15 protein-coding genes are annotated in these 26,049 nt (G+C 32.1%); 4 read left to right on the forward strand and 11 right to left on the reverse strand.

Going from position 1 to position 26,049, the window contains the following annotated elements; all coding sequences use genetic code 11:
• Positions 1-165: 165 nt before the first annotated feature.
• A complete protein-coding gene (locus tag P856_RS03475; protein WP_227028663.1) occupies positions 166-600 on the forward strand; it encodes a dihydroneopterin aldolase in 435 nt (144 codons plus the stop codon).
• Positions 601-1,612: 1,012 nt separating this feature from the next.
• Here P856_RS03475 and P856_RS03480 read toward each other — a convergent pair.
• The gene (locus tag P856_RS03480) at positions 1,613-2,680 is read right to left on the reverse strand and encodes an NAD(P)/FAD-dependent oxidoreductase (RefSeq protein WP_025300784.1); all 1,068 of its coding nucleotides are present in this window, start codon (positions 2,678-2,680) and stop codon (positions 1,613-1,615) included.
• A 1,074-nt stretch (positions 2,681-3,754) separates the two neighbouring features.
• Positions 3,755-4,669 carry a phosphoserine phosphatase SerB gene (gene serB, locus P856_RS03485; RefSeq protein ID WP_025300785.1) on the reverse strand — a complete coding sequence of 305 codons (915 nt, stop codon included), beginning with the start codon at positions 4,667-4,669 and terminating at the stop codon, positions 3,755-3,757.
• A gap of 43 nt (positions 4,670-4,712) precedes the next feature.
• Here serB and miaA point away from each other — a divergent pair, with 43 nt between their 5' ends.
• Positions 4,713-5,660 (forward strand): tRNA (adenosine(37)-N6)-dimethylallyltransferase MiaA, encoded by a 948-nt coding sequence (gene miaA / locus P856_RS03490; protein WP_044215050.1) that lies wholly within the window; start codon positions 4,713-4,715, stop codon positions 5,658-5,660.
• Positions 5,661-7,012: 1,352 nt separating this feature from the next.
• Here miaA and cysC read toward each other — a convergent pair.
• The 4 genes from cysC to P856_RS03510 all read right to left on the reverse strand — a co-directional run bounded on the left by cysC (position 7,013) and on the right by P856_RS03510 (position 15,886).
• Positions 7,013-8,896 (reverse strand): adenylyl-sulfate kinase, encoded by a 1,884-nt coding sequence (cysC, locus tag P856_RS03495; RefSeq protein ID WP_025300787.1) that lies wholly within the window; start codon positions 8,894-8,896, stop codon positions 7,013-7,015.
• 14 nt (positions 8,897-8,910) lie between these two features.
• Positions 8,911-9,705: a sulfate adenylyltransferase subunit CysD gene (cysD, locus tag P856_RS03500; RefSeq protein WP_025300788.1), complete on the reverse strand. Its 795-nt coding sequence runs from the start codon at positions 9,703-9,705 to the stop codon at positions 8,911-8,913.
• 1,437 nt (positions 9,706-11,142) lie between these two features.
• Positions 11,143-11,808, reverse strand: coding sequence for a ribulose-phosphate 3-epimerase (gene rpe / locus P856_RS03505; RefSeq protein WP_025300789.1), 666 nt, complete (start codon positions 11,806-11,808; stop codon positions 11,143-11,145).
• 3,328 nt (positions 11,809-15,136) lie between these two features.
• A complete protein-coding gene (locus tag P856_RS03510; protein WP_044214932.1) occupies positions 15,137-15,886 on the reverse strand; it encodes a competence/damage-inducible protein A in 750 nt (249 codons plus the stop codon).
• A 701-nt stretch (positions 15,887-16,587) separates the two neighbouring features.
• Here P856_RS03510 and sfsA point away from each other — a divergent pair.
• Entirely contained in the window at positions 16,588-17,301 is a 714-nt protein-coding gene (gene sfsA, locus P856_RS03515; protein WP_025300791.1) for a DNA/RNA nuclease SfsA, read from the forward strand.
• Positions 17,302-17,373: 72 nt separating this feature from the next.
• The gene (map, locus tag P856_RS03520; protein WP_025300792.1) at positions 17,374-18,177 is read left to right on the forward strand and encodes a type I methionyl aminopeptidase; all 804 of its coding nucleotides are present in this window, start codon (positions 17,374-17,376) and stop codon (positions 18,175-18,177) included.
• Between the two features lie 845 nt (positions 18,178-19,022).
• Here the strand turns inward: map and tmk are convergent.
• The 5 genes from tmk to sufD form a co-directional block, all read right to left on the reverse strand.
• Positions 19,023-19,664, reverse strand: coding sequence for a dTMP kinase (gene tmk, locus P856_RS03525; protein WP_025300793.1), 642 nt, complete (start codon positions 19,662-19,664; stop codon positions 19,023-19,025).
• A 706-nt stretch (positions 19,665-20,370) separates the two neighbouring features.
• Positions 20,371-20,601: a hypothetical protein gene (locus tag P856_RS04495; protein ID WP_052323034.1), complete on the reverse strand. Its 231-nt coding sequence runs from the start codon at positions 20,599-20,601 to the stop codon at positions 20,371-20,373.
• Between the two features lie 2,464 nt (positions 20,602-23,065).
• Entirely contained in the window at positions 23,066-23,473 is a 408-nt protein-coding gene (locus tag P856_RS03535; protein ID WP_025300794.1) for an iron-sulfur cluster assembly protein, read from the reverse strand.
• 26 nt (positions 23,474-23,499) lie between these two features.
• Entirely contained in the window at positions 23,500-24,762 is a 1,263-nt protein-coding gene (locus P856_RS03540) for an aminotransferase class V-fold PLP-dependent enzyme (protein WP_025300795.1), read from the reverse strand.
• Complete coding sequence (gene sufD, locus P856_RS03545; protein ID WP_025300796.1) at positions 24,752-26,047, reverse strand: Fe-S cluster assembly protein SufD; 1,296 nt, start codon at positions 26,045-26,047, stop codon at positions 24,752-24,754. The genes P856_RS03540 and sufD overlap by 11 nt, the downstream gene beginning before the upstream one ends.
• Positions 26,048-26,049: the final 2 nt, after the last annotated feature.

The following is a 26,049-nucleotide window of genomic DNA, read 5'->3' on the forward strand; positions in this document are numbered from 1 at the left end:
CTACAGTTGCCTACAGCATACACGGGATCTATCTTCTCATTTTTTATTCTGACATCAACAATAAAAAAATGCTTAAAAACAGCTAGCATTGCTAAGCTTAGCAGCAACCACAATAATAAGATTACTACGATCATGTATTTTGGTATAAACTTAACCGAGATAACGATGATAGCATCCAAAGAAACAATGACCTTTATAACTGAAAAATCGCTTACAAAGGAACAAAATAAAATAATTGAACCACTTTACACAGTACAGATCAGTGGGTTAGTAGTTAATTTTCAGATCGGCATTCATACTTATGAACAGGGGGTGCGCCAGCGTGTACGTCTGGATATTGCTGTTGATGTAAGCAAGCCTAAAGGCGGTTTTAACGATGATTATACAAAAGTTTACTGCTACGAAAAGATTGTTAAATCAGTTCGCTCGCTTGCTGACCACGGACATATAAGGCTAGTAGAGACTTTAGCTAATCAAGTGGCTAAGATATGCTTGACTGATATACGGGCGAAAAGAGCTAAGGTTACGGCTTCCAAATTAGATGTCTCCCAAGATATTGAGAGTGTAGGAGTAGAGGTGGTACATTTTCGTAGCTTTTAAAAAAAGAGCTACTGCATCTGTGGTTTGTTTATCTATGGATAACGCATTAAAGTACCATAAAATGTTATTTCTATTAGAATTTTATACTTACTATTCATTATCCTTAATAATTATGATCCTCTAACTTTGTATAACGTCAAAGTAAGATATATTAACCTAATTATATTGCAGCAAAATTATAATGGTATAGTGCTTTATAAAAACATAAAGTATGACTTTGACACTTTAGCCAGTGATTTTCCTATATTAATAAAAATATAACAACTATCTTATTTATACTCAAATTACCTAGTTATTATTAGCCAATAATGTTTACCGTATAGTTATTGCTTCTTCATCTCAAAAGTAAATTACTCTTACAACTATAATCGTCGTAATCTTTCTGCTCGTATAGAATTAGCAAAAGCTATAGTCATTAATATATATGTGTATTTCTATTCATGCAGTAATAAATACAAAATATTATTTTTTATTAAGATTAAAGAAGGTAAATTACTAAGTATTTAATAAATAAACATCAATTATTGGTTAAAAATGATAAGTACCGGTTTTCAAAAAGCATTAGCAATATCATCATTATGATCGATATATCCTTAATAAACAAACAGCGATTATTAAACAATAAACTACCTCTGCAATTATTATTACTCGACTACATCAGATTTATAATAAAATTAGCTTGAATAAAATTTATTTTAAATAGCAGATAAGATTAATAGAAGCTATAAGCTAAAATAAAGTAAGGCCGAAGCACTTTGTAGCAAGTTTTTATAAAAATTAAAAGTAACTAATTTTTTGTCAAAAAATAGTTAAAATTTTACAACAATAAAAAGATTGAAGTTTAATGAACTTAAATTATCAAGTATTAGCATGCAATAATACCATTGTGAATTATTTCAGCAATTCAAACAGTGAGTTAATATGTCACCCATGAATAACTGTTTACTTTTCAAGTGTATAATACAAGTAACATATAATGTACCCTTTACCAACAAAAAATAAAATTTAAAAATCATACTACACCAAGCTTGGTATGCAGATCAGTAGAAGAAGTAGTATACTGAAAGCGAATCTTTTTATCAGGATAAACAATACGTGCAGCAGCCCGACTCATCAACGCCGCCTCATGAAAGCCAGAAAGAATTAATTTTAGTTTTCCAGGATAAGTATTAATATCACCAATAGCAAAAATGCCTGGTACTGATGTCTCAAACTTTTCAGTATCTACCAAAACCAAGTTGCGTTCTAAATTTAACCCAAAAGTAGCTATTGGGCCAAGCTTCATAGTTAATCCGTAAAAAGCTAACAACACATCACAATCTATTAACCATTCACCACGTACTTTGTCTTTCAATTTCACTCTAGTAAGTTGACCATTCTTGCCATCGATGCAAGAAATTTGAGCACAGTGAAAAACCATCTTTTTATCATTTAGCAAAGCACGCATCCTATTGATGCTATCTGGAACGGCGCTAAATTCATCACGTCGATGAACCAGAGTAATTGACTTAGCTATTGGCTGTAAGTTAATTGTCCAATCAAGTGCACTATCCCCGCCACCCGCTATGACTAAGTTCTTGTCTCGAAACTGTTCGGCTGTGTTTACAGAGTAAAAAACGCTAATGCCTTCATAAGCGTCAATACCGGGAATTGGCGGCTTTTTAGGAACAAATGATCCACCGCCAGCAGCGATAACTATGGCCTTACTGTCAAGTATTACGCTATTATCGGTAATCAATCGCCAATTACCGTTCTTTAGTTTATTTAACTTTTCAGCCCTCTGTTTAAGATGGAATACGGGATTAAACGGAGTAATCTGCTGAATTAATCTTTGGATTAATTGACTTCCTGTGCAAACGGGAACAGCGGGGATATCATAAATAGGCTTATCGGGATACAGTTCGGAGCATTGCCCTCCTGGATGATCGAGAATATCAACGAGATGACATTTTATATCCAATAATCCAAGCACGAATACAGCGAATAGACCACAAGGACCAGCACCAATAATCGTGACATCAGTCTGATACGGACAAGCACTTTTAGAAGTGTCCATCTCGGTTATATATTCAATAGACATAAATCATCTTATTAATTAATATTATAGACAATTCGTTAATAATAAACCATGGATATAACAAGATCTATCTAAATTAGATAGATCTAAAATTGTAAGGAAATTTAAACAAAGAAAAAAACTAAAAGTAATCAAGACATTAAATAAAAAAACATTTATTTAGAACTATTAATAATTATAATCTTTTAAAGAGGAAAAGCTTTTATCAAGCAAAAATAATTGAAGATAAACGATGATTTTTCTAAAAGAATAATAATTCTACTATTCTACCATATATAAATTGAATTCTGTAAATGCAATAGCTTTATTCGATTCCGTTTTATACTACTGTATATTTATTTCATACTAATTTTTTACACTAATCCAAATAATAATTACACCTTAAAAAACTGTTGTTACTAAGAATGCCGATAACTAATATTTGATAGTCAAATATTAGTTATCGGCATTCTTAGTATGGCTATATAGTACTGTTCTACTATATTATAGTAAACAATTATCAAATTCCATCAGATAATGTAAAATTTATCTTGAATAAAAATAAATATTACTTGCGGATAAAGTGAAAAATTAAGTATTACGTAAGATTTATGCTCTTTTATGATAAAGCAAACTAGTATAGTAGCTAAAAACAATTTTATCGTGATATCTCTTAGTCTACCAAAGATCCTGCTGTAATCAATATAAAAGATCTTATTTGCTAATGATACGAATCTTTGATTATTAAATTATAATTGATAGCACTAGATAACAAGTTAACACTATTATCATTAATCTAGCCATATACAAAATATTATGGCGCTATAATTGCATTGTGCATACTATAAAAATTTTTAGTTGTTAATAATAAAACATAGAGGGCATAGAATGCAAAAGAAAGCTTTCGTTTTAGACGATAGTGTATGCGGTAAATAAACAAAGTATAGATATCTACACAATTAATGGGGTCATTCTATTCAAATAATTAACAATCTTTTGTCTATTGTTATGCCCATATACAATAAAATATACTACAAACATGTCAAAATTTCATTTGAATGATAAAGTCCTATTTCAAATTAAATTAGCTATTAATAACTACCTCACTGCTTCATCGAAGGGAAAATTAACAAAATCTGAACGCTTAAACCCTTGTAAATATAGCAAACCACGCAAATCTGCATGATTGATGATAAATCTAGACTCAGAACGCACAAATGGTTTGGCACGAAAAGCTACACCAATCCCCGCAACTTTTAGCATTGCTAAATCATTACTCCCATCGCCCACTGCTAAAGTGGCATCCATAGTCAAACCATGCTCGATGCATAGTTTTTTCATGATTTTAAGTTTAGCATTACGACCAAGTATTGGCTCATCAACTGTACCAACAATAACACTATTGGCTGTATGCAATATATTAGAATAATCATCATCGAAGCCAACTCTTTGGCGAATCACGCTTGTGATAGGCTTAAAGCTTCCGGAAACCAATACACAATAAGCACCGATCATTTTCATAGTTGCAACCAGCTCTTTTGCTCCAGGAGTAAGTCGAATATTTTCTAAAACTTTAGCTATTTTTATCGTCGAGACGCCTTTTAGCATACTAACGCGCTTCTTTAAAGCATGTTCAAAAGATAATTCACCGCACATAGCCGAGGAAGTAATTGCAGCAATTTCCTCAGCAAAATCAGAATATTTAGCCAGTTCGTCTAGTGACTCACCAATGACAATCGTACTATCCATATCAGCTATCAGCAACTGCTTACGCCGTCCTGCTAATAATCCACAATTAACATCAACTGAAATTTCTGCTAGATTAATACGTAGATAATCTAGCAGTTCTATTGGCCTTTCCGCATTAAACTGAATTTCTGCGGCTTCTTTTGGAGCCAACCAGAAAATATCACCGACTTGTGCACCAGCTGCAATCAATAGCTGTGTAGCCAGTACTACACAATCAGAAGTTAGCCCACCTGGCGCCGAGCACAAAGTTATAAACCACCGCATAATTTATAACTATCGTATAACAAATAATATGTCTAGCTTTATCATGCCATCGAGTAAAAAATTCTTACTTATAATAGCTGGCCCTACATCTAGCGGCAAAACATCTTTATCCATAAAGCTAGCGCAATTACTCAACGGAGTAGTAATTAATGCTGATAGCGCCCAAGTATACCGGGAACTAAGAATTCTTACCAATCGACCATCGCCTCTAGAGGAAAGCCAAGTATCTCATCGGCTTTTTGGAGTATTATCAGCCGCTAAGCGCGGCTCAGTAGTCTGGTGGCGGAATAAAGCAGTTAGTGAAATTGATGCAGCGTTGAATGCTGGACAAATGCCAATACTTTGTGGAGGCAGTGGAATGTATATTAACACACTAATTCGTGGAATTGCCAGAGTACCTTCGATAAGGGATACAGTGATTGAAGAAGCAGCTCATCATTATCAGAAAATAGGATGTGAGCGCTTTAAAAATGAGCTCCTTGCCCTCGATCCTATATTAGGGTCAAAGCTAAAATCAGGAGACTCACAGCGATTACAGCGAGCATGGGCAGTCGCAGTTTCAACGGGCAAACCATTATCTTACTGGCAAGCTCAACCACCAATCGAATTGCGGAAAGATTTGATTTTCTGCCGAGTGCTTTTATTTCCGCCTCGCGATGTATTGTTTAAATCTGTCAAAATCCGATATCAAAAAATGATTGAAAAAGGCGCTATAGATGAGGTCAAAGGTTTGATTAAGCTTGGTATTAACAATTCTTTACCAGCTATGCGAATTATTGGAGTTCCACAATTAATAAATTACATTGAAGCAAAAACTAAATTACCCGCAGCCATAGAATCATCAGTAACTGCTACCCAACAATACATAAAACGACAGCGTACGTGGTTTACTAATAAGTTTCAATATGAAATTAAAAGTGAAAAAGAATTTTCAGCAAGTAAATGTGAACAAATATGTGAAAAAATTGTGTATTGGTTATTCACACAATAATTTCAAGCATTTCTTAAAATATTGTTTTAATCAACTAATTAACATATTTTAAACATAAAGTTATTAAAATTCGATATACCGATTACAATAAGACCTATGATAACAAAGTACTTATATTTTTATTATTCACTTTACTTCGGAAGAGTAACATAACTAATAACAGGTGCTAATTATTTCTGAAAAATATATTTACTAATTAGCAATGCGCTCATCAATATTTTTATACTTCATAGTAAACTTGATTACATCTTTAGACAATATGTAAAGAAATATATAAAGAGAAAAAGAAAAAGAGATACAATTATTTGTCCATTATGAAAAAAAAGAGTAATCAATCATCATTATCATTATTTTATAACGCACTACAAGTCTTAATAAATAAAGCCTATCTTACATAGGTAAGACGTACTTTTCAAAGAAAAAGGTTAATCATTTTATTGATATTAGCCTTATCACAGATAGTTGTTTTTCAACAAATAGTGGCTATAAATGCATAAAAATTAATAAGATACTTTGTTCTCGGGAAAAATTTATGTAATTAGTCATTACAAGACTGTATTTCTTTGTTTGTCTACAAGTTATTCAGATAAAAATCATAAACAAACGATTACTGCACATCCTAGAAATAATTTCGAGTCATAATTACTCGCAATAGTTAATATTATCTAAGTCAAGTATAGGCGAAGTAAATGATAATAGCTTAATGATAAATAAGCAAAATATACTTACTTACCATACTAATAGTCGTTGAAATTTCCTAAATAAGTTCTTAATCCCATAAAAATTAGGTAATAATAATCCATCTTTATGATTTAAAATTTATCAACTCTTCCACTAAAGCGCAGGAAGATCATCAGGCACTAATAAACATTTCAATAAATATTGAATGCCTCCTTTAGACGATCAGTAAGTAATGCCCATTAAAATACTATGATTTGAAAATGGTGCATTTTATCATTAGCTACGAACATTTGGTAATTTAAATACAAAACAAATGCCCTATCAATTGTTACATAAAAACAGCATTAAGCAGCTAATAAATCACTACTTATCAATGATAATCTTAAGTAAAAGAACTACATGCTGCACAATATGACAAGTATTATTTTAATAATTAACCAATAAAAAATTATTGTAATATTTCGTTTTATTAAGTATATGAAATAGTTAAGTTTGATGTAGCAAATTATATGTGCTTTTGATGCAAATTATTAATTTATTTATCTAATAAAGTTACAGAAAATGCAACTATCTAAGACAACTGACCATCTCAAGCGCGCACATAAGCTGTCTAAGTTATTTAAAGCATACTTAATTTTATAGTATGGGATAGAAAATTCTACAAAAATCTACTATTTATCACTCTCAATAGAAAATTTCTCTTGAATATAGCTAAGCATTTTTTCAATAGACTGGTTTATAGATTGTTTACAGGTGTTGACCTCTAATTCTGGAGAAGCAGGTATCTCGTATGGCGAAGAAATACCAGTAAATTCAATAATTTCTCCCTTATTTGCCTTTTTATACAGTCCCTTGGGGTCACGCTTCTTGCAAGTATCTAGGCTGGCATTCACATAAATCTCGTGAAATAGAGTAGGAATGAGTGCTCTAGCACGAGCGCGATCGGAACGATATGGCGAAATAAATGAGGTTATCACCAAAACGCCTGCATTAGCAAATAAACTAGCTATTTCTCCGACACGACGAATATTTTCATATCGATCTGCAGGAGAGTATCCGAGATCAGCCGATAAACCAGAACGAATATTATCACCATCGAGTACAAAAACTTGCCAACCCTTTCTAAACAATATATTCTCTAATGCTAACGCTAAAGTCGATTTACCTGAACCAGATAATCCGGTCAGCCAAAGTATGCCCGATTTATGGCCGTTAGCTCTCCACCGATTATCTATGGTTACATAACTCCCTACAGTAGAAATTTGTTGCAATGACTGAGAACTAGTTAAACCTAATTCTTGCAATTTATCTGTAAAAACTAATCCACCAGCCACAATATCATAGCCATCAAATAATACAAAACGCCCCAAGCGTGGATTAAAAGTAAATTCATCTAAGGACAAAACAGCACGCGCGTGTAATACCACCTCGCCGATCATGTTACGCTCAATTCGACTAGTTGAGTGCTCCGATAAATCAAATACATCGATTACCTTTTCAATTTTGTACACCTCCACGATGCGCTCAATAGTAGTTAACTTGAGCTTATAGCGCCGACCGAGTTCTAAAGGAGTATCGGCAAGCCAAAAGATACGCGCACGAAAAAAATAGGTTTGCAACGCAGGGTCAGTATTATGGCTAGCTAAGAAACCGCGTTCAAGAAAAATATGATCTTCTAAGGTAATACCAACACATTGGCCAGACGAAGCTGCTAAAACTGGCAGGTTAGTTCCCCATGCCTCTATGGAACGAATCTTAGTAATAGCGTTACTTGGAGCAAACATTAAAGTGTCGCCAACTTTTAACTTCCCACTCTCGATACGACCGACAATAATGCGACGTTCATCAAAAGTATAGATATCCTGAATCGGTAACCGCAAAGGTAGCTCCATTGGCATTGGCTTGGGTAAGACAGTTTCAAGAGATGACATCAACGTATGACCAGTAAACCAAGGCATATTTTGTGACTTATGTACAAGTCCATCACCATAAAGAGCTGATACTGGCAATATATCCGTTGGAATAATTCCCATTTTTTCAAGATGTTTGTTTACCTGTATTGTTATTTCATCAAAACGATTCTTTGAATAATTAACTAAATCCATTTTGTTGATTACTACCAGTACACTATCAAAACCAAGCCAATGTAAGATGTACCCATGAACGCGTGTCTGATCTTGTACTCCTTCTTTAGCATCAACTAGTAATATAGCAGCATCAGCTGATGCTGCTCCAGAAATCATATTATTTATAAATTCCTTGTGCCCTGGTACATCAATAATAACGTATGATTTCGTAGCAGTTCTAATGAATACCTGTGTTGTTTGAATAGTAATGCCCTGCTCTCGCTCAGCTCGCATCGCATCCAACGCAAATGCCCACTCCAATGGCATCCCGCGACGTTTGGATATAGCTTTCAATAATGCTATCTTGTCATCATGCAGTTTGCCAGTATCCTGCATTATACGACCAATCATAGTAGATTTTCCGTGATCTACATGTCCAGCAATAACTAATTTAATCTGTTCTATATTGCTAATTGAAATAGTTGTCATTGGAGTAAAAATTTTTACATGTATCCAACTGAACGCAACATTTCAAAAGCGTCTTCAGTTTCATGATCCATCATACGCCCAGTACGTTCCGCTACTTTAGTAGTCAATAACTCAGTAATAATTTTCTCCACTGTATCAGCTTTGCTGTTCACCGGTTTAGTAATATCCATATCGCCAAGCGAACGATAGCGTTTGCCGTCGCGAGCAAAATATAAAGGTACCAGCGGAATACTTTCCCGCTGTATGTATAACCATACATCCAGCTCTGTCCAGTGAAGTAGCGGATGAATACGAATATGAGTGCCGGGTAATAACTCAGTCCTAAAATGATCCCAAAACTCTGGAGGTTGATCGCGAAAATCCCACTCAGCATTTTCTCCTCGTGGACTAAAAACGCGCTCCTTTGCACGAGTAGATTCTTCATCACGTCTAATACCTACAACAACTGCTTGTAATTCTAATTCATCAATCAATCGCTTTAGCGCTTCAGTTTTACGTGAAGCAGAACGAACAGACGGTGGCAAAGCCGGGTCAATTTCCTCAATTGGCGGACATTCTCGACGAATAAAATCTAAATCCCATTCTCTAGTATATTTCTTTTGAAATGAATACATCTCAGGAAATTTCTTTCCTGTATCGCAAAACAAAACAGGGCAAGGTACATGGCCAAAGAAAGCTTTTTTTGCTAACCAAAGCATTACGTTAGAGTCTTTACCTAGTGACCATAACATTACCAGGCGATTAAACTTATTGAACGCTTCACGCAAAATATAAATGCTATGCGCCTCGATGCAATCGAGATGATCCATAAAAGTAATTATTTCTAGTTGTCATTTGTTATTAATCAAAAGATAACACAATTATCGAATTGATTGATAAAGGAATATAAAGCCTATTTCAATAGTTAAAAATTAGTTGCATAATGCTATACTAAACTAGGGTTTAGTATAGCATCCCATACCTTTAATGACAAATACATTACGATTAAAATAAAACAAATAACAATAACTTGTTAGCAAATTTCTTTTTATGCGAATTAGTTATATATCGACAAAAGTGAATGCGTTGTGTTTTCTATTAGATATCCCTTTCGGGCAATTTAAGTCTAACAAAAATTATTTTGATAAATAAATAACGCTAATTAGCTGAACTATTATAATTATTTAATAATTAATTAAGTAATTTGCTATAAAAAAATTTTTGCTTGCTCTGTTGGCATTAAGTAGAATATTTCTCATTTTCCGCATCATTATATTGCTGAAATTGTTAGTTAGTATAGCTGTCGAAGCAACCTAAATAATAATAGAATAAAATAAATTATATGTACTAGTTAACTTAGTTAGAGAATAGTGAAACTTATTTATAGATAGTTAATCTTTCAAAGATTATGTAATATTACACAGTAAAACAAGGATTTTTATTATAAAAATTTTCCTGGGCCAAATTATCAAATTTAATCTGATCTATTTTACATAGATGCAAAGGTTAAATAAAATAATCAAACTTATATTAATGATTATACTAAACAAACTAAAGATAACTTTTACTTCAAAATTAACCATTTTATTAATAGATTAAATAGTTATACTAAAATATAACTTATTATAAATAATAGCTTCGTGATCTATGATTGAAACTGCAATGCTTGTATTTTAAGCAAGAGTTTCACTTATAATATTTATATAAATAAAATAATTTATTTATTGCTTATACTTAATATAAAATATACTAAAGAATCGTTTCTAAAATAGTATTAATTATTATGCTTTAATTAATTATATAATATTATCTTGTTATTATGTAATTACGCCTAAACAGCAATCTTTACACAATACCCCAGATGATTGAACATATTAGATTAACTTTATATTAGAAATGGTTGCATAAAATTTTAAATACTACAAATTGCTTGCAACAAAGAAGTCGCCTCTCTAATTTAGAGGTAAGATTAAAATCGAAACAAAACATAAAACAATATTCTAAAGAGTAGAATAATCGTTATTATTCCGTAAATAACTGCTAGAAAAATTTTATTACTTGCTGATCCTTGACAGTTAGAGAAATCACATACTTTACAAAAGTAGTAGATAAAAGCACTATAGCTATCTAATAGTCTAAGCTAGATTTCCTTAATCTACAATTAAAAGATACATTTACATAACTATCGCAGTACATTACAAGTTTCAAAATAAAAAAATAAACCACATTAAAATACGAAATTAATTCCCAATAGTATTGTTCTATCTTCAATTTACAGTACGCATCGCAGCGATATTAGATGCATAAGAATCTCTGCCACCTTTAAAGGTAGCGGTTCCAGCAACCAGCACATCAGCTCCAGCGGCTACAACGCGTCTTGATATATCAGCTGTAACTCCCCCATCAACTTCCAAGTGAATAGGATAGTTAGTAGCGTCAATCCGTTGACGTACCGCAGTAATCTTTTTGAGCTGAGAAAGAATAAAATTTTGACCACCAAAGCCAGGTTTAACTGTCATCACTACAATCAAATCTACAATATCTAGCAAGTTATTTAACGTTTTCAATGAAGTATCTAAGCTTAATGCTATTCCAGCCTTAACTCCGAAAGAACGAATAAGCTGTAAAGTATGATGAATATGAGTGCAAGCTTCTGGATGCACAGTTATAATATCTGCGCCAGCTTCAACAAAGCCTTGAAGATATGCTTCTACTGGTGAAATCATTAAATGCACATCAAAAGTTTTGGAGGTATAAGGGCGTATCGCTCTAACAATTCCTGGGCCCATCGATATGTTTGGAACTAAATGCCCGTCCATTACATCCACATGGATCCAATCGGCACCGGCAGCATCAACGACACTAATCTCCTCGCCAAGCTTAGCGAAATCAGCGGCAAGAATGGAAGCAGCGATCAGCGGAGCATTAGCCATGATGCATGAGTAGCAGGTTGCACTATTATTATCAAGCAATTGAGATAGCTTATTAGCTTAGTCTAACATAGTAAAGCAACCTAATAAGGAATGCTAGTATGCATAAAATGCTAAAACAATAATTTTACAAATTACGAGAGTTGGTCTGTTATATATAATGATTTTTTGTTAAAAAACAAAAAGCACAATAAGGTATAATACATCAAATGTATACTGTTGAAAACAAAACATTTTAAATGGTTACAATTTAAAATTGGTTAATTTAATTTTATGATAAAGTTGTAATCATCATGAAAACAATTTCCTCACGCATTTGTTAACTTGAGATATAATCAATGAAGTATGAAGAGATTTTTTTGTCACTCCTTCTAAATTATGCAAGAATAACTAATTAATTTATTTTACAGAGATATTGCGTTTGGTTCTTTAACCGATGAGATAGTGTATTGACCCACAACATCGTCCTCAATGGGAATTAAAAAATAATAAATAGGTAATATTGTTAAACATTATTGATTACTACACCAATTATATTAAACTATCAAAAGTAAGACTTGATGGAAATAATTTATAAAATTAGCAAATATTTATTCCTCAATTATATCTATAAGTTAAATAATTAGTCTTTAAGAATGTATTGTCATGTTTTTGTTATACTGAAATTAAGTTAAATAAAAGTATTTACACTAGCTGTTTGTTCAATGCAACCATTAAAAATGATAATCTTTGTGGAAAAGTTTTTTTAATACATATTTAAGACATAGGGTTGATTTAAGTGATTAATAAATTTCTTCTATAACTTGATTAAAAATTCATAATCAGACACGGTGGTCATTTTCTGCTTCTTCACAAAATTACCCTTCACTTGATTGCTTGACTAGCTTATTGATAGACAACATAACACTCTCAAGGCTATCTTTAATATCATTCGATGATTATAAAATGAAATAAATAAAAAATGTTACTTAATGCTATGAATTATACTATATTGCACAATTCATCCGTAAATTATTTTTGATACATAATAGTAAAATGAACTGTAATCCTAATTTCTAGGATTACAGACTAGACAGTCATTTACAGGTGATATTTTAAAGTATATGAGCCTAAAAACGGCTCATCTTTTTTGAGTATATTACTTTGTAATATTTTTAGATTATCTAAAAATCACTATCAAGCATAAATTTGTACGACCAAAGCTTTACGATTGCAGATTCAAACTGCTTGAGTTTTACCTCGAGCGAAAAGTCTTGTGGATTAAAATTAAACCATATATTAATATGATGATTATATCAGTGATATAATCTAATAAAATAGCTAACATTCAAATGCTAGCTTAATTTATAACTTGAACGGCCATGCATATAGCACAATACACTTTATAACTTGAAAAACTATCTCTAATGATCTGGTAATATATTAACTGCTACTTAATTGAATATTAAATTATCAAAATTAATTTTTAAATAGTCAAAAAACCATTAACTTGCTCTTTAGAAGAGTTACAAATTTATATACCTAAATCATAAAAAATCGATTTGTAATCGATCAAGAAGCTTTAATGTATTGAAGCACAAATATGCAATGACGCATATAGAAATTGATCATCAACTTGTCAGATTTTATTCCTTTGTTTTCACGACAAAGTATAATCCGACAAGATCTATCTTTAAGAAGAAGATTGTATTTGCTGAAATTAGTTATAATAAATAAATTTACTAAAAATGAATAATCTAGTTATATTTAACAAGCATATATTAGTATTAAGCTTTATTGTTAGTAACTAATATGAATAGGTAGTGCTGCGAAGAAACGCATGCTATTAAGCAAAATAACCTTATCTCATAAAATTAAATCTATCCATTATTTCATCAAATTTAATATGGCCTTGTATGATTACAGAAAAATTGATACTATTCTACTTTGAAAGTATATTAAATTACATTAGGGTAGTTAATATATTAACAATAGTTAATTTTTATCAACAATACCTAAACCATTGGGGCAATTCCGTATATGAGTATAAATATAAAGCTACAAAAGTTAGCAGTAGAAAGAATTAATAAAATATTAAATTTATGTAATTGTTAAAAGCCAAGCAGCTAGTATATCTTTCAGCATAAAATACAAACATTCGTTTATATTTAAAATCACTTATAGATAATTTAGGCCTTGCATCTATTCATTAGATAAAAGATACAATAATTATGGGATGCTAGCATAAATTGATAACCTTGTTAATATTAAGCCTAAAGAGCAGAGTAAATCCCGAGATTTTTGATTTTAAACTCAAATGCAAGCCTAATTGCTAAATACTCAATGTGATTAAAAATCACTTAAACTAAAAATTAATTTTAAATATTATAACAAACATAATTTTTATGTACTGTAACTTAATTAATGCACAATGCAAATACAATTTTTTTAACTATTATTTAATAATAATTACAGTAGAGGAAATATATTTTCCTAATACTAGATTAAAAACAAAGATTATAAAAGTAATTAAATACCTGAAATATTTTTCAAGCACTTAATGATATCAACGTTTATAAAAGAAGAACAAATATGCTTAATAGTTACAATAAAGCATATTTTTCTAATAAATTAATATACTCGGCACTATCAAAATTAGAGTTCTATTAAAGCAGAATTCTTTACTTAACTATGAAATTATAAATACTTATCTTAATAAGTAAAATCAAAAAAGCATTTAAAGACTATTAGTGTCATTGCAAATAATAAAATATTTCTTGTTATCAATTTCCTTACTTTAATTATAGATTACAAATCTAAAGATTATTCAACCCAAGAGAATATTATCCAATATATTTTTATGAAGAAATTACTTATTATAAAAATAAAATACCAGATAAAAATAATATTAAAAATTAAAGCCTAGGTTCAGAGTGGACCAAAAGTAAATAAAACAATATACACAATAAAATATCAATAAATTTTTCATTACCTTTTACAAAACATAGTATTTTTTTTAAGTTGAAACAATTAAAAAATAATAAAATTGCCAATCAATGCACCAACAGATTCCAACAAAAGCTTTTATATTACCAAATACCAAATTTGCTTATCGCTAAAGCAAACTATTGCGATAAAACATTTACGCTTTAATGGCTGATAAAAATAACATTAAAGTGGATATACTAATTGCTCTCGAAATATTAACAAAAAGCTAATCTCAATAGGAACTTTTTATGGACACTATTATCCTTCAGTACTTCAAGTTTGCATTAAGCAAAATATCATATTCTTCTAGAGCTTATTTATTTACTCAGTAAATAAATAACTTTCCTTATCAATTTTAATATAGCTAACCACCAGAAGAATGAACAAGCCTGCGTACTACTTCTGTAGCCTCTTCCAGCTTTACCTGGTCAGTACCAGATAGAACTAGGCTGGTGCTTAAAATACCAGCTTCTTCCAGATGAGGATAGCTACCGATCTCGATATCCGGGAATGTTGCCTGTATCTTCGCTAGATCATTAGCAATAACACCTTCACCAATCATACATGAAACTGTACGTGAATGTACCACAGCACCAACATTCAGCACTAGCTTTAACCCATCAAACATGGCCCGCAAAATATCTGGCATACCGGGCATAACATGCACATTCTTTACTATAAAACCTGGCGCTACAGAGACTGGATTCTTGATTAGCGTTGCACCGACTGGTAACTCAGCCATTTTTTGGCGAGCAACGTTGAATTCAACTCCATTACTAGCATAGTAAGAAGAAAGTAATCGCATTACTTCAATATTTTGCTTTATCGGTATACCAAAAGCCTTAGCAATACTCGCAGTAGTAATATCATCATGAGTGCTGCCAATACCACCTGAGGTAAAAACATAAGTATAGCGATTAGCAAGAGCAGTAACAGCTTCAATTATTGCAGATTCTTCATCCCTTACCAATCTAACCTCAAATAAACGAATACCTAACTTCATTAAAGCTTTAGCGATATACTCAACATTTTCATCTTTAGTATGTCCAGAAAGAATTTCATTACCTATAACCAACATAGCGGCTGTAATAGTCTCTGGCATTGTATCAATCATTTATTACTCTAAATTCTATACTCAAAAATATTATATTGTGGTTATAGCAAATAATTATGACTTTATCAAACTTATCTTTTCAGATAAATTTGGCAAAATCAACTATAGTTTGACATCAGATTATCGCTGTAAAAAAAATAACTGTTTAAAAAACTTATTACTTAATAAATTCCATGAATCATTCAGTTAATTATATAGTAATTATTGTTATCATCAAATAGATTAACTGTTATCTACTGCGATAATAATCACTAATTACAGCTTAGTTAAAAAGTAACTGATGCTACTTTAAACACTATCTTAATTTTTTTTCTTATTGTATTCATAAGATAAAATTATAGTAAAAATGTTAGAAACATTGCATAGTTGTTGACTAGTAAATTCTAACAGCAAAAGCATAACGATATTATCGTACTTAATATAATAGCAATAGTTAAATTTTATATAAAAATTAACTAAATATTATTGACAGCGCTCCTATATAAATTGCTATTTTTTTGTTTCCTAAGTGGATTATATAATTGAAAAAGAAATACTAAAATGAAAGTATGGACTATCTGCCCTGTAACGATCATGATGAGCAATACCAAAGTTATGCTTGAAATTATCCTTTAGTTTGTTTATTGATATTGGAATTTATTTAATAATGAATACTGATACAACTGAGCAAAATTAATTTTTACTTTGACTGTCACTCTGCCGTGAAATTACCAGATCATCTGCAAGAAGGATGCTTAATTAAGCGCTACAATCGCTTTCTCGTTGATGTAGATCTAGGTAATAATAGGATGGTTAGTGCTTATTGTCCTAACACTGGTGCTATGACTGGACTAAGCATTCCTGGAATGAGAGTTTGGCTCTCTCGCTCACACAATTTTAAGAATAAACTGGCATACATACTCGAACTTGTAGAGATTAATAGTAGTATAGTAGGCATTCATACTGGCAGGGCTAACACTATCGTGGAGGAGGCGATTACAGATGGGTTAATTCCGGAAATAGTAGGTTATAAAACTATACGACGGGAAGTAAAATATGAGTTGCATAGCCGCATCGATATATTGTTGGAAACACCTTTTCAGCCACCGTGCTATGTGGAAGTGAAAAATGTTCATTTGATTCGCTCTACTGGCCCAAGTCCTGGTTATTATGAATTTCCTGACAGTGTAACTTCTCGTGGCGTCAAACATCTTGACAATCTAACAGCAATGGCTGCTGCTGGTAATCGCAGCATGATAATCTTCTGTATTCAGCGATCTGATAGTAACTGCATGACAATAGCGCGCGATATCGATCCTAAATTTGGATTAGCCTTCGATCGCGCCCGTGCCGCAGGGGTAGAAGCGATTGCGTGGGATTGTAAAGTTAATCTAACGGAGATTGTATTAAAACGTTCTGTACCTATCGTGGCATAATAATTTATGAATTGCCCTTTTAGCAAAAAATAAGATACGACTATAATACTTTAAATTAACAAGGATTTTTTAATGCAACTTACTAATGAATCACGCTGTATTGTATGTCATCCAGATGAAGATTTTGAAGGCATGCGTAAAGCTGGACGTTTAGCAGCGGAAATTCTTGACATGATAACCGAGCATGTTATACCTGGCGTTAGTACTGATAGACTAGATCTGCTGTGCCATCAAATGATTCTAGACAGTGGAGGTATTCCTGCTCCGCTTGGATATAAAGGATTTCCAAAAGCGATTTGCACTTCAATTAACCACGTGGTCTGCCACGGTATTCCTAGTAATCGTAGGCTACAGGAAGGTGACATTGTTAATATAGACGTAACCGTTATCCTCGACGGTTGGTATGGCGACACTAGTCGAATGTACTTGGTTGGTGAAAAAATATCTGTAAAAGCTAAACGCTTGGTTGAAGTAACCTATCAGGCTATGATGCTAGGTATTCAAGCAATTAGTCCTGTAATACGTCTAGGTGCTATAGGTAATTGTATTCAAGGATTTGTAGAAGCTAACAGTTTTTCTGTAGTACGTGATTTCTGCGGCCATGGTTTAGGCCGAACATTTCACAACACACCAAGTATACTGCATTATGGCCACCCAGAACGCGGTATTTGTCTAGAACAAGGCATGTTTTTTACCGTTGAACCAATGGTCAACGCTGGTAAATCTTCAGTAAAAATCCTATCCGACGGCTGGACGGCAGTAACTCGTGATCGTTCGCTTTCAGCCCAATTTGAGCACTCAGTTGGTGTGACTGAAAACGGATTTGAAATATTCACTTTGTCTCCCAGAGGTTATACAAAGCCACCTTATCTTTAAATAAAGATTTATACTCTACATTCTTTTAGATTTAGAATCTAACATAGCTTAAAAATTATTTACTAAACTGAATGTTTAAGAAGTACTGATCCAACCTCTCTTTAAGAGCATTGCTGCAAAATTACATGGTTAGTAAATAGTTTTATAAGTGCAATATAGCTATAATTACTTTTGCTTACTTTTATAAAAATAGTTAAATCATAAAGTGGAGCAGGTCTGCAGATAATTCAACGATTATTTTGTCTCCTTAGTTCAGAGCGTAAGAGTCGATTGTGAAACTATCACAATAGCTATACTTTGTATGAAGTATCGAACATATTTCATAAATTACTAGTAAATATTAGATTAATTATTTTAACAGATAAAATTATATACGATCTTCAATCCGAGGATTGTATTATTAAGAATAATACGAACAGTCCTACTTAAGATAACATAAAAGCAAAATAAAGGCCAGCAAAATAATCTGCATGGGAGTATTAAAATAAAGCTGCAATTACAAACAAAGTACTTTAGCAAAAGTTAATCTGCTGTAGTTTGTAAATAAGCACTGGAGTCTTAAATATAATTTACCTTAATAAACAAAAACAAATTTAATGTCTTGGTATATATAATAGTACTCTGTTAGATAACAAATTTACAAAAAAATATACTAAAGATTAGTTAATATACTAAAGATTAGTTTTAACTAATCTTTAGTATATTTTAGGGTTAATGCTAGTAAAAACCAGCTTAAGCATAATATTTATATAATAGCATATTAAGTAATTATTAAAGATTATTTTTAATGTAAAAATTCCGATTTATATCTTTATCTCATTTAGAAAATAAATATTGATGATAATTTAGCTAATTAATAATCGATTTAATACTACAGAACTAATCTCCATGGCTACTTTTTTCGGTGATTTAGTTGCATCAATCAAAGTGCACCTCTCTGGCTCGGCCATTGCTAAATCAAAAAAACCATTAGCAACCCTAAAATGAAAAGCATTGTCCCTACGTTCAAACCTTGTTTTCTTACTTTCACGCGACTCAATTCGCTTTAGTGCGACAACTGGATCGATATACAAAATCAAAGTTAAGTCTGGCTGAATACCTTCAACTGCAATATCAATTAGTGTACGTAGCACACCTATAGGTATGCCACTACCTGCCCCCTGATAAACTAGAGTACTATCACAAAATCGATCACAAACCACCCAATCTCCGCGTATCAATGCTGGACGAATTTTACGAATTACGTGATCACGCCGGGCAGCATTAATAAGGATAGCTTCGGTGATCTCATCCCATTTATCTAGTTCACCATAGTTCAGCAAGCTACGAATTTCCTCTGCTCCAGGTGAGCCGCCAGGCTCTCGAGTGCATATAACAGTGATGCCACGTGCAGCTAGCCAATCGCGCAAAAAAGCAATTTGTGTAGATTTACCCGCACCTTCACCCCCTTCTAAAGTGATTAAACATCCTGGGTATTTATATTGCATTTAATGACTCATAAATAGTAGTAAATCTAATTAAATATCACATTAGTATAATCTTATATTTAATTTTTAGCTGCGATGTTACTTCGCGAAGTACAATGTTAATTTATGCAAATTTTGCTTTTATTAATAAAGCAATCATTATCTTAATTCTAAGAAAATCTTATCACAAACAAGTAAATACAACAAAGAATAATTTTTATGCAATAAGCCATAAAAACAACAGTAAAAACAACAGTATTATAATCCAAGAGAGTTTTCAGGTGTAGAGATATATAAGATTTCTATGAATTTCTAAGGTTGCTTCAAACGCATCTATAAGAATAAAGTACATTAATCAGCTCATTGTAAACAAAATTACTAGCGATATAAAGTTTTCGTTGTCTATTTAGTCAGTATATATTTCTTCTTTTCTTTCTCTTCTACTCCTCTTTCCTTATTGCTTGAAAAAATAAAACTACGCGTTAGCTTATATAAAATTAAGTTGAAACACTGAGCATTGTACTTAGTTACAAAATCACTTACTCTTGTTATTGTAAATTGCTAACCAGGTATTGTCAAAATTATAAATTGATCTAAGTTCTAAAATAGCCACATAAATAATAGACTAATACAATATTTTTTAACTAATATAGAGATTTAGTCTTTACTAAACCAAAACTTATCATTATGATGATTTACGAATAGAGTAAAAATAATGTAAGATTAATCACCTTTCGGTGAGGCAATCGCAGATTGATTTTACTATTACGGTAATGCGCTTGCCCAGATCTGCGTTTTTAATTGAATAATAAGCAAGCACTAATTTTAGTGTCTCACGATGAAGTATCTGGTCAATAGTATCTTTTTCTTGTCTATCATGCAGCAAGCCATTCTTCATAAGACCAGGTGAGTGTCCATAGTATTCATCAGAAATTTCATCAAAAAAGCTAACAGACATATCAAGTATCTTGTGCAATATCCCATAAACGAGAAGAGTGGATTAGATTGCTGGCGCTTTCATACTTTTAGATCTGTTGAAAAGTTATGTTTAATTCCTCGCCTAATTCGTTCTTAGCTCATGCCCAACAGAGTACGACATAATCTGACACCACGGCCAGCATGAATGTCAATGAAAAAATTATTGTTGATTAATTTAGTTATTACGACTACAATATTTATATGATTCCTTTTTGCCCATAGAGATACCTTGAAATAGTTTAAATCTAAATGAATCTAACAATAAACTAACAATCTATATTTAATTTTAATAATGATTTAATTGCTATAGATTAAAGTATTTTTTATAAAAAAATTGCATAATACCATGAAGTTTTTTATTGTAAAACTTCATCTTCAATAAGAAAAGCATAGATTTATCTACTTTATTAATAAAGTAGATAAATCTATGCTTTGATAGAAGTAAATATTTTAATTCAATTACATTTTGATTTATATATAGTTTTAAATTAATGTGTATCTGTACTATAAGTATAGATACAATTAGAAAATACTCTGATTATTTTATGTTTTTACTGATCTAAATCGCCTACAGATAAAGCTTCGCTGTAACTATACAATTGCTAAAATCAATATGCCAAAATAAATCAAATTAACGAACTTTTATTAAAACCTGCAAAGTATACGTGGTCATCCAACTAAAATTGCTTTTATATTTACTTACTTGTATTTGATTCAATCAATCATTATTGTAAGGTTATTTAGTAACTGCTTTTTGAATTATACCAATAGCATAACAATAAACAGTTTAATACAAGATTAGAATAATAAGCTATTTACATAAAATATAATATTTACCATAAGTAAATGCTGCAACAGCATGAGTTCTTACTATGATATGATTAAACAAAGAACATGAGAAAAGTATCTTTAATAAGATTAAAACAGACAAAGAAACAATAATTGATCAAGAGCCACAAAAAAATAATATTTATATTGCTGTTACCAGCAAACATATCATCAAGCGCTATCTTGCGGATTCTTGGAAAGAATTCAGCTAAAACGTGTAGTTTTCAGAAAAATGTTTTAGCATCCTATATAAATAATTATTTTTAATAAATTGAAATATTTTAGATCCCAATCTAGAGTACACCAGAATGCAATTCCATAAAATATTTCTTATATCTATTATAATTACCTAGAAATACTTTATATCTGCAACAAAATCCATTTATTTTAACAAGACTACTGTATAATAATTACCTATTTAGTAATAATAAAATGCAAACAATAACTCTATTTATCTTATCAGAGATAAGATAAATTAACTTCCGTTACACTCATTAGTTTATTCCCAGAGACACTTTTAAAAGTATACAAACTTAAATCCTCAGCATTAGGTAATCTTTTATAGAGAATTAATAATTAATTATTGTTAATCGAAAATAATTATTCACTTATAATTAACTATAAAATACCTAGCCTAAACTATAATTTAAATACAACTATATATAAAATATATTTCGATCTTATCGAATATATTTATAAAATACATACTTAATTTATAAAGGATCTAATAAAACAGAATAAGCAGCTTCAGCTATACATAAAAATACTATCTCGCGATAAATTAACATTAAATTACATTTATAAAAGTAAAAAAGTTATAGATAAACTCACATATGCAAGATGATTTAAATTACCAAGCTTTTTGACAATAGAAAAGCTACTATATGTAATTTACCTCAAAAAAAACATAAACCTCATTACTATTATGATTTTATAAATAACTGACTGTCATTAATATCTTTACTAAAAAACAAAGTTAAATTAAAATTTATAAACTTGATTGCTTGCCAAGATAATAAAAATATTCACAAACAAAAGAAGAATCTAAGATTAAAATATAATTAACCACTAAGTAATGTAAAAAAACGCTACCCAGTTATAAAAAGAAAAAGCAACATTTTACCTAAGTAAAGCTTACTGTAAATTGCTAACGTTTAACGAAACTGATAAATTAAGCCAACGCCTGGCTAACATAGAAACAAGCTATGTGGATATAAAAGCTTTAATAAAAAATATTATTAAAGAATCAAAAATACTTTAAGGTACTAAACAATCATAACACGTGTTATAGTCAAATAACTAAATACCCAATTGGTTAATAAACAACGCTATAAAGGTTCTTTATTAATGCTTCTTTATTCAAATGTTGTTCAAATCCAGTTTTCCTTATTGCTCCCAATAAAAAGTCCAAGTCAAAAAATCGCAATAAATTATAACAAGTTAAAAGCCCAATTGAGTAATTTATTGCTACTAGAATTTATTTTTACATGCGATTAATTTTAGATAAATTTAAAGAACGACAACTTATTCATACGATCGTTAACAATATCCTGTTTACGTACTTAAAGTAAATCAACTAATAAAAGTAATGCTATACAAAAATAGCAATCATGCAATTAAAACGTATCAAGAAGTAATTGAGCATCCTTACTCATAAATTTCTTAGACCATGGCGGATTCCAGACTGTTAACACCTCTACCTCACCGACACAGGAAACTTTAGAAACAGCATTAGCAACCAATTGTGGTAATTCGCCCGCTACTGGACATGCTGGAGCTGTTAGAGTCATCTCAATACTAACCGATCCAGAATCGAGTAACTTAATGCTGTATATCAAGCCAAGATCATACAAATTAATTGGAATCTCTGGGTCATACACAGTCTTTATCGCTTCAATAACAACTTCCTTTTTAACCCGGCAAGAACCACCAGCACTATCAAGCAGAGGACGACCTGCATGCGCTATTGCGCTCTTACGGCTAGTTCCGGGCATAAAATGCTGCAAATCTTTATAGTAATTCATAACATTTGTCCTATAAAATATTCATATCACGCAAACATCCTTCGTACTACCTTAAGAGCGTCAACAAACATATCAATTTCCTCGAAAGTATTATACATGGCAAAACTTGCTCGAGTAGTTGCACTAACCTTATAAAGGTCCATCAAAGGCTGGGCACAATGATTGCCGGCGCGTACTGCAACACCCTGTTGATCAATAATCATTGCTATGTCATGCGGATGAACGCAATCCAAAACAAATGTAGCAATCGGTCCTTTGTCATAAGCTCTCCCAATTATAGTCAAGCCTTCCACTAAATCAAGCATCCGTGTAGCATAATTCAGGAGTTCCTGTTCATATTTAGCAATACTATCTAAACCAATATCATTCATATAATCAATGGCAGCAGCCAAGCCAATCGCTTGAACAATAGCCGGTGTACCAGACTCAAATTTACTTGGTAGATCGGCCCATTTGCTCATCTCAATTGACACCGAAGAGATCATATTTCCTCCGCCCTGATAGGGTGGCATAGCCTCTAACACATTTTCTTTACCGTAAAGTACTCCTATACCGGATGGACCGTACAGTTTATGACCAGTAAAGCAGTAAAAATCGCAACCAATATTTTGAACGTCAACCGAGATATGTGGGACAGCTTGGCTGCCATCTAATAATACAAGCGCACCAACATCATGGGCTAATTTTGTCACTTCAAATACCGGCACTACAGTTCCCAATACATTAGATACGTGACAAACTGACACCAACTTAGTACGATCAGTTAACAATGTTTTAAAGCTATCCACATCGAACGTGCCATCTTTTTTGGGTTTTAGTGCTTTTAAAACAAAGCCTTTTTCATCCCTTAGCATCTGCCATGGTACAATATTAGAATGATGTTCCATATAAGTTATAAGAACTTCATCTCCTACGCGAAGGTTAGTTCGCCCCCAGCTTGAAGCAACTAAGTTGATTGCTTCAGTAGCGTTGCGAGTAAAAATTATCTCAGCATTCGAAGAAGCACCAAGAAAAGCACGCACGGAATCTCGCGCACTTTCGTAATCTTCAGTTGCTTTTTCGCTCATAAAATGCAGGCCACGGTGAACATTAGAATAGCTCATCGTATATGCTTCAGTTATTCGGTCAATTACCTGACGAGGTTTTTGGGCAGAAGAAGCATTATCAAGGTAGACCAAATCCCGACCGTGCACCATTGTAGATAAAATAGGGAAATCTTCCCGAATACGAGTTATTTTATAGCTACTAACCGTATCTGCAACCTTTTCTTTAGCAAAATTATGATCCATTGATATCCTGCGTATCAGTAATATTCTGCTGCATCCAGTTACTCGCTACCATAGTAAACAGATCGCGAATCAACAAGTTATTAATATAATTGATCGCTTCCTCAACATAGGCTGAAACCAAAATAGCTCGTGCTTGTTTCTTGGAAATACCACGTGCCATCAAATAAAAAATCTGCTCCTCATCTAACTCTCCTACCGTAGCACCGTGACTACACATTACATCGTCAGCATAAATCTCTAACTCTGGTTTTGAGTTAATTTTTACTTCCTTAGATAACAGTAACGCGCGGTTCATTTGATATCCATTAGTTTTTTGTGCATTTTTACGAACCAAAATCTTACCCTGAAAAACTCCTTGAGCATGATTAACTAATACACCCTTATATAACTCGTGACTCACACAAGAAGGTTTAGCATGATCGATAAATGTAACAGTTTCCATATGTTGATCACTACAGCCAAGGTAGCTACCATTAATGCTATATTTAGTATGAATACCGTCTAAAGTCGCACTAATCTCGTTACGAGATAATTTTGCTCCAGTCGACAAAGCAAAATTATCATAAATGCTATTTGCGGCACAATGAGCTGCATTCATAGCAATGTGAAAAGCATCGGTATCTTCTGTCTGTAATTTGTAATGACCAATACGAGCATTTTTACCTATTATCAACTCAGTAACGACATTATTTATATAAATGCCACTACCTGTATGAACTTCAATTAGATCAACTACTGCGCCTTCCTCTAATACAACCAAAACACGCGGATTAGCAACAATGATCTTATCATTTGCTTGGGTATCGACTAATAGAATAATCGGTTTTTTCATTACTGCATCTTTACGAATTCGCATAGCAACACCACCAGAAAAAGCGGTAGTATTAATTGCAGCAAATGGATGCATTTCAGTATTAATTGCAGAACCAAGAGCTTCTGTTAGCCAGCTAGGTGCAATTTTTCGATCAGCCAAATCAAATAAATCTACATACTCTGGGAAAGTATCTTTCCAAATTAGTGCTCCATTTGATATGTGTAACTCGACGGCATCAAGCTCTGCAAAAAACTTTGGGCAGGAAACAACTGCTGTGTTAGTTGCCGCAATTGGCTCGAAGACCTTAAATGAATTTAAATCGGTAAATCTCCACGCTTCAGCAAGCATCGTACCTTGCATACCTGAGCGCTCTATGTCTTCTACCGCTTTGCGAAATAAACTACCCAACCATTCAGCCTCAGAATTTTCCTGAATGTTATTAGGCAGTAAATGCTTTTTATTACTAGGCATAA

The organism is Candidatus Endolissoclinum faulkneri L5 (assembly GCF_000510265.1).
Classification (GTDB): Bacteria; Pseudomonadota; Alphaproteobacteria; order Thalassobaculales; family Thalassobaculaceae; genus Thalassobaculum; species Thalassobaculum faulkneri_A.

What these genes read in the sequence shown, in the direction of transcription:
- P856_RS03475 (WP_227028663.1), top strand. Translation starts at nt 166, where the DNA reads ATGATAGCATCCAAAGAAACAATGACCTTTATAACTGAAAAATCGCTT.
- P856_RS03480 (WP_025300784.1), bottom strand. Translation starts at nt 2,680, where the DNA reads ATGTCTATTGAATATATAACCGAGATGGACACTTCTAAAAGTGCTTGT.
- serB (WP_025300785.1), bottom strand. Translation starts at nt 4,669, where the DNA reads ATGCGGTGGTTTATAACTTTGTGCTCGGCGCCAGGTGGGCTAACTTCT.
- miaA (WP_044215050.1), top strand. Translation starts at nt 4,713, where the DNA reads ATGCCATCGAGTAAAAAATTCTTACTTATAATAGCTGGCCCTACATCT.
- cysC (WP_025300787.1), bottom strand. Translation starts at nt 8,896, where the DNA reads ATGACAACTATTTCAATTAGCAATATAGAACAGATTAAATTAGTTATT.
- cysD (WP_025300788.1), bottom strand. Translation starts at nt 9,705, where the DNA reads ATGGATCATCTCGATTGCATCGAGGCGCATAGCATTTATATTTTGCGT.
- rpe (WP_025300789.1), bottom strand. Translation starts at nt 11,808, where the DNA reads ATGGCTAATGCTCCGCTGATCGCTGCTTCCATTCTTGCCGCTGATTTC.
- P856_RS03510 (WP_044214932.1), bottom strand. Translation starts at nt 15,886, where the DNA reads ATGATTGATACAATGCCAGAGACTATTACAGCCGCTATGTTGGTTATA.
- map (WP_025300792.1), top strand. Translation starts at nt 17,374, where the DNA reads ATGCAACTTACTAATGAATCACGCTGTATTGTATGTCATCCAGATGAA.
- tmk (WP_025300793.1), bottom strand. Translation starts at nt 19,664, where the DNA reads ATGCAATATAAATACCCAGGATGTTTAATCACTTTAGAAGGGGGTGAA.
- P856_RS04495 (WP_052323034.1), bottom strand. Translation starts at nt 20,601, where the DNA reads ATGTCTGTTAGCTTTTTTGATGAAATTTCTGATGAATACTATGGACAC.
- P856_RS03535 (WP_025300794.1), bottom strand. Translation starts at nt 23,473, where the DNA reads ATGAATTACTATAAAGATTTGCAGCATTTTATGCCCGGAACTAGCCGT.
- P856_RS03540 (WP_025300795.1), bottom strand. Translation starts at nt 24,762, where the DNA reads ATGGATCATAATTTTGCTAAAGAAAAGGTTGCAGATACGGTTAGTAGC.
- sufD (WP_025300796.1), bottom strand. Translation starts at nt 26,047, where the DNA reads ATGCCTAGTAATAAAAAGCATTTACTGCCTAATAACATTCAGGAAAAT.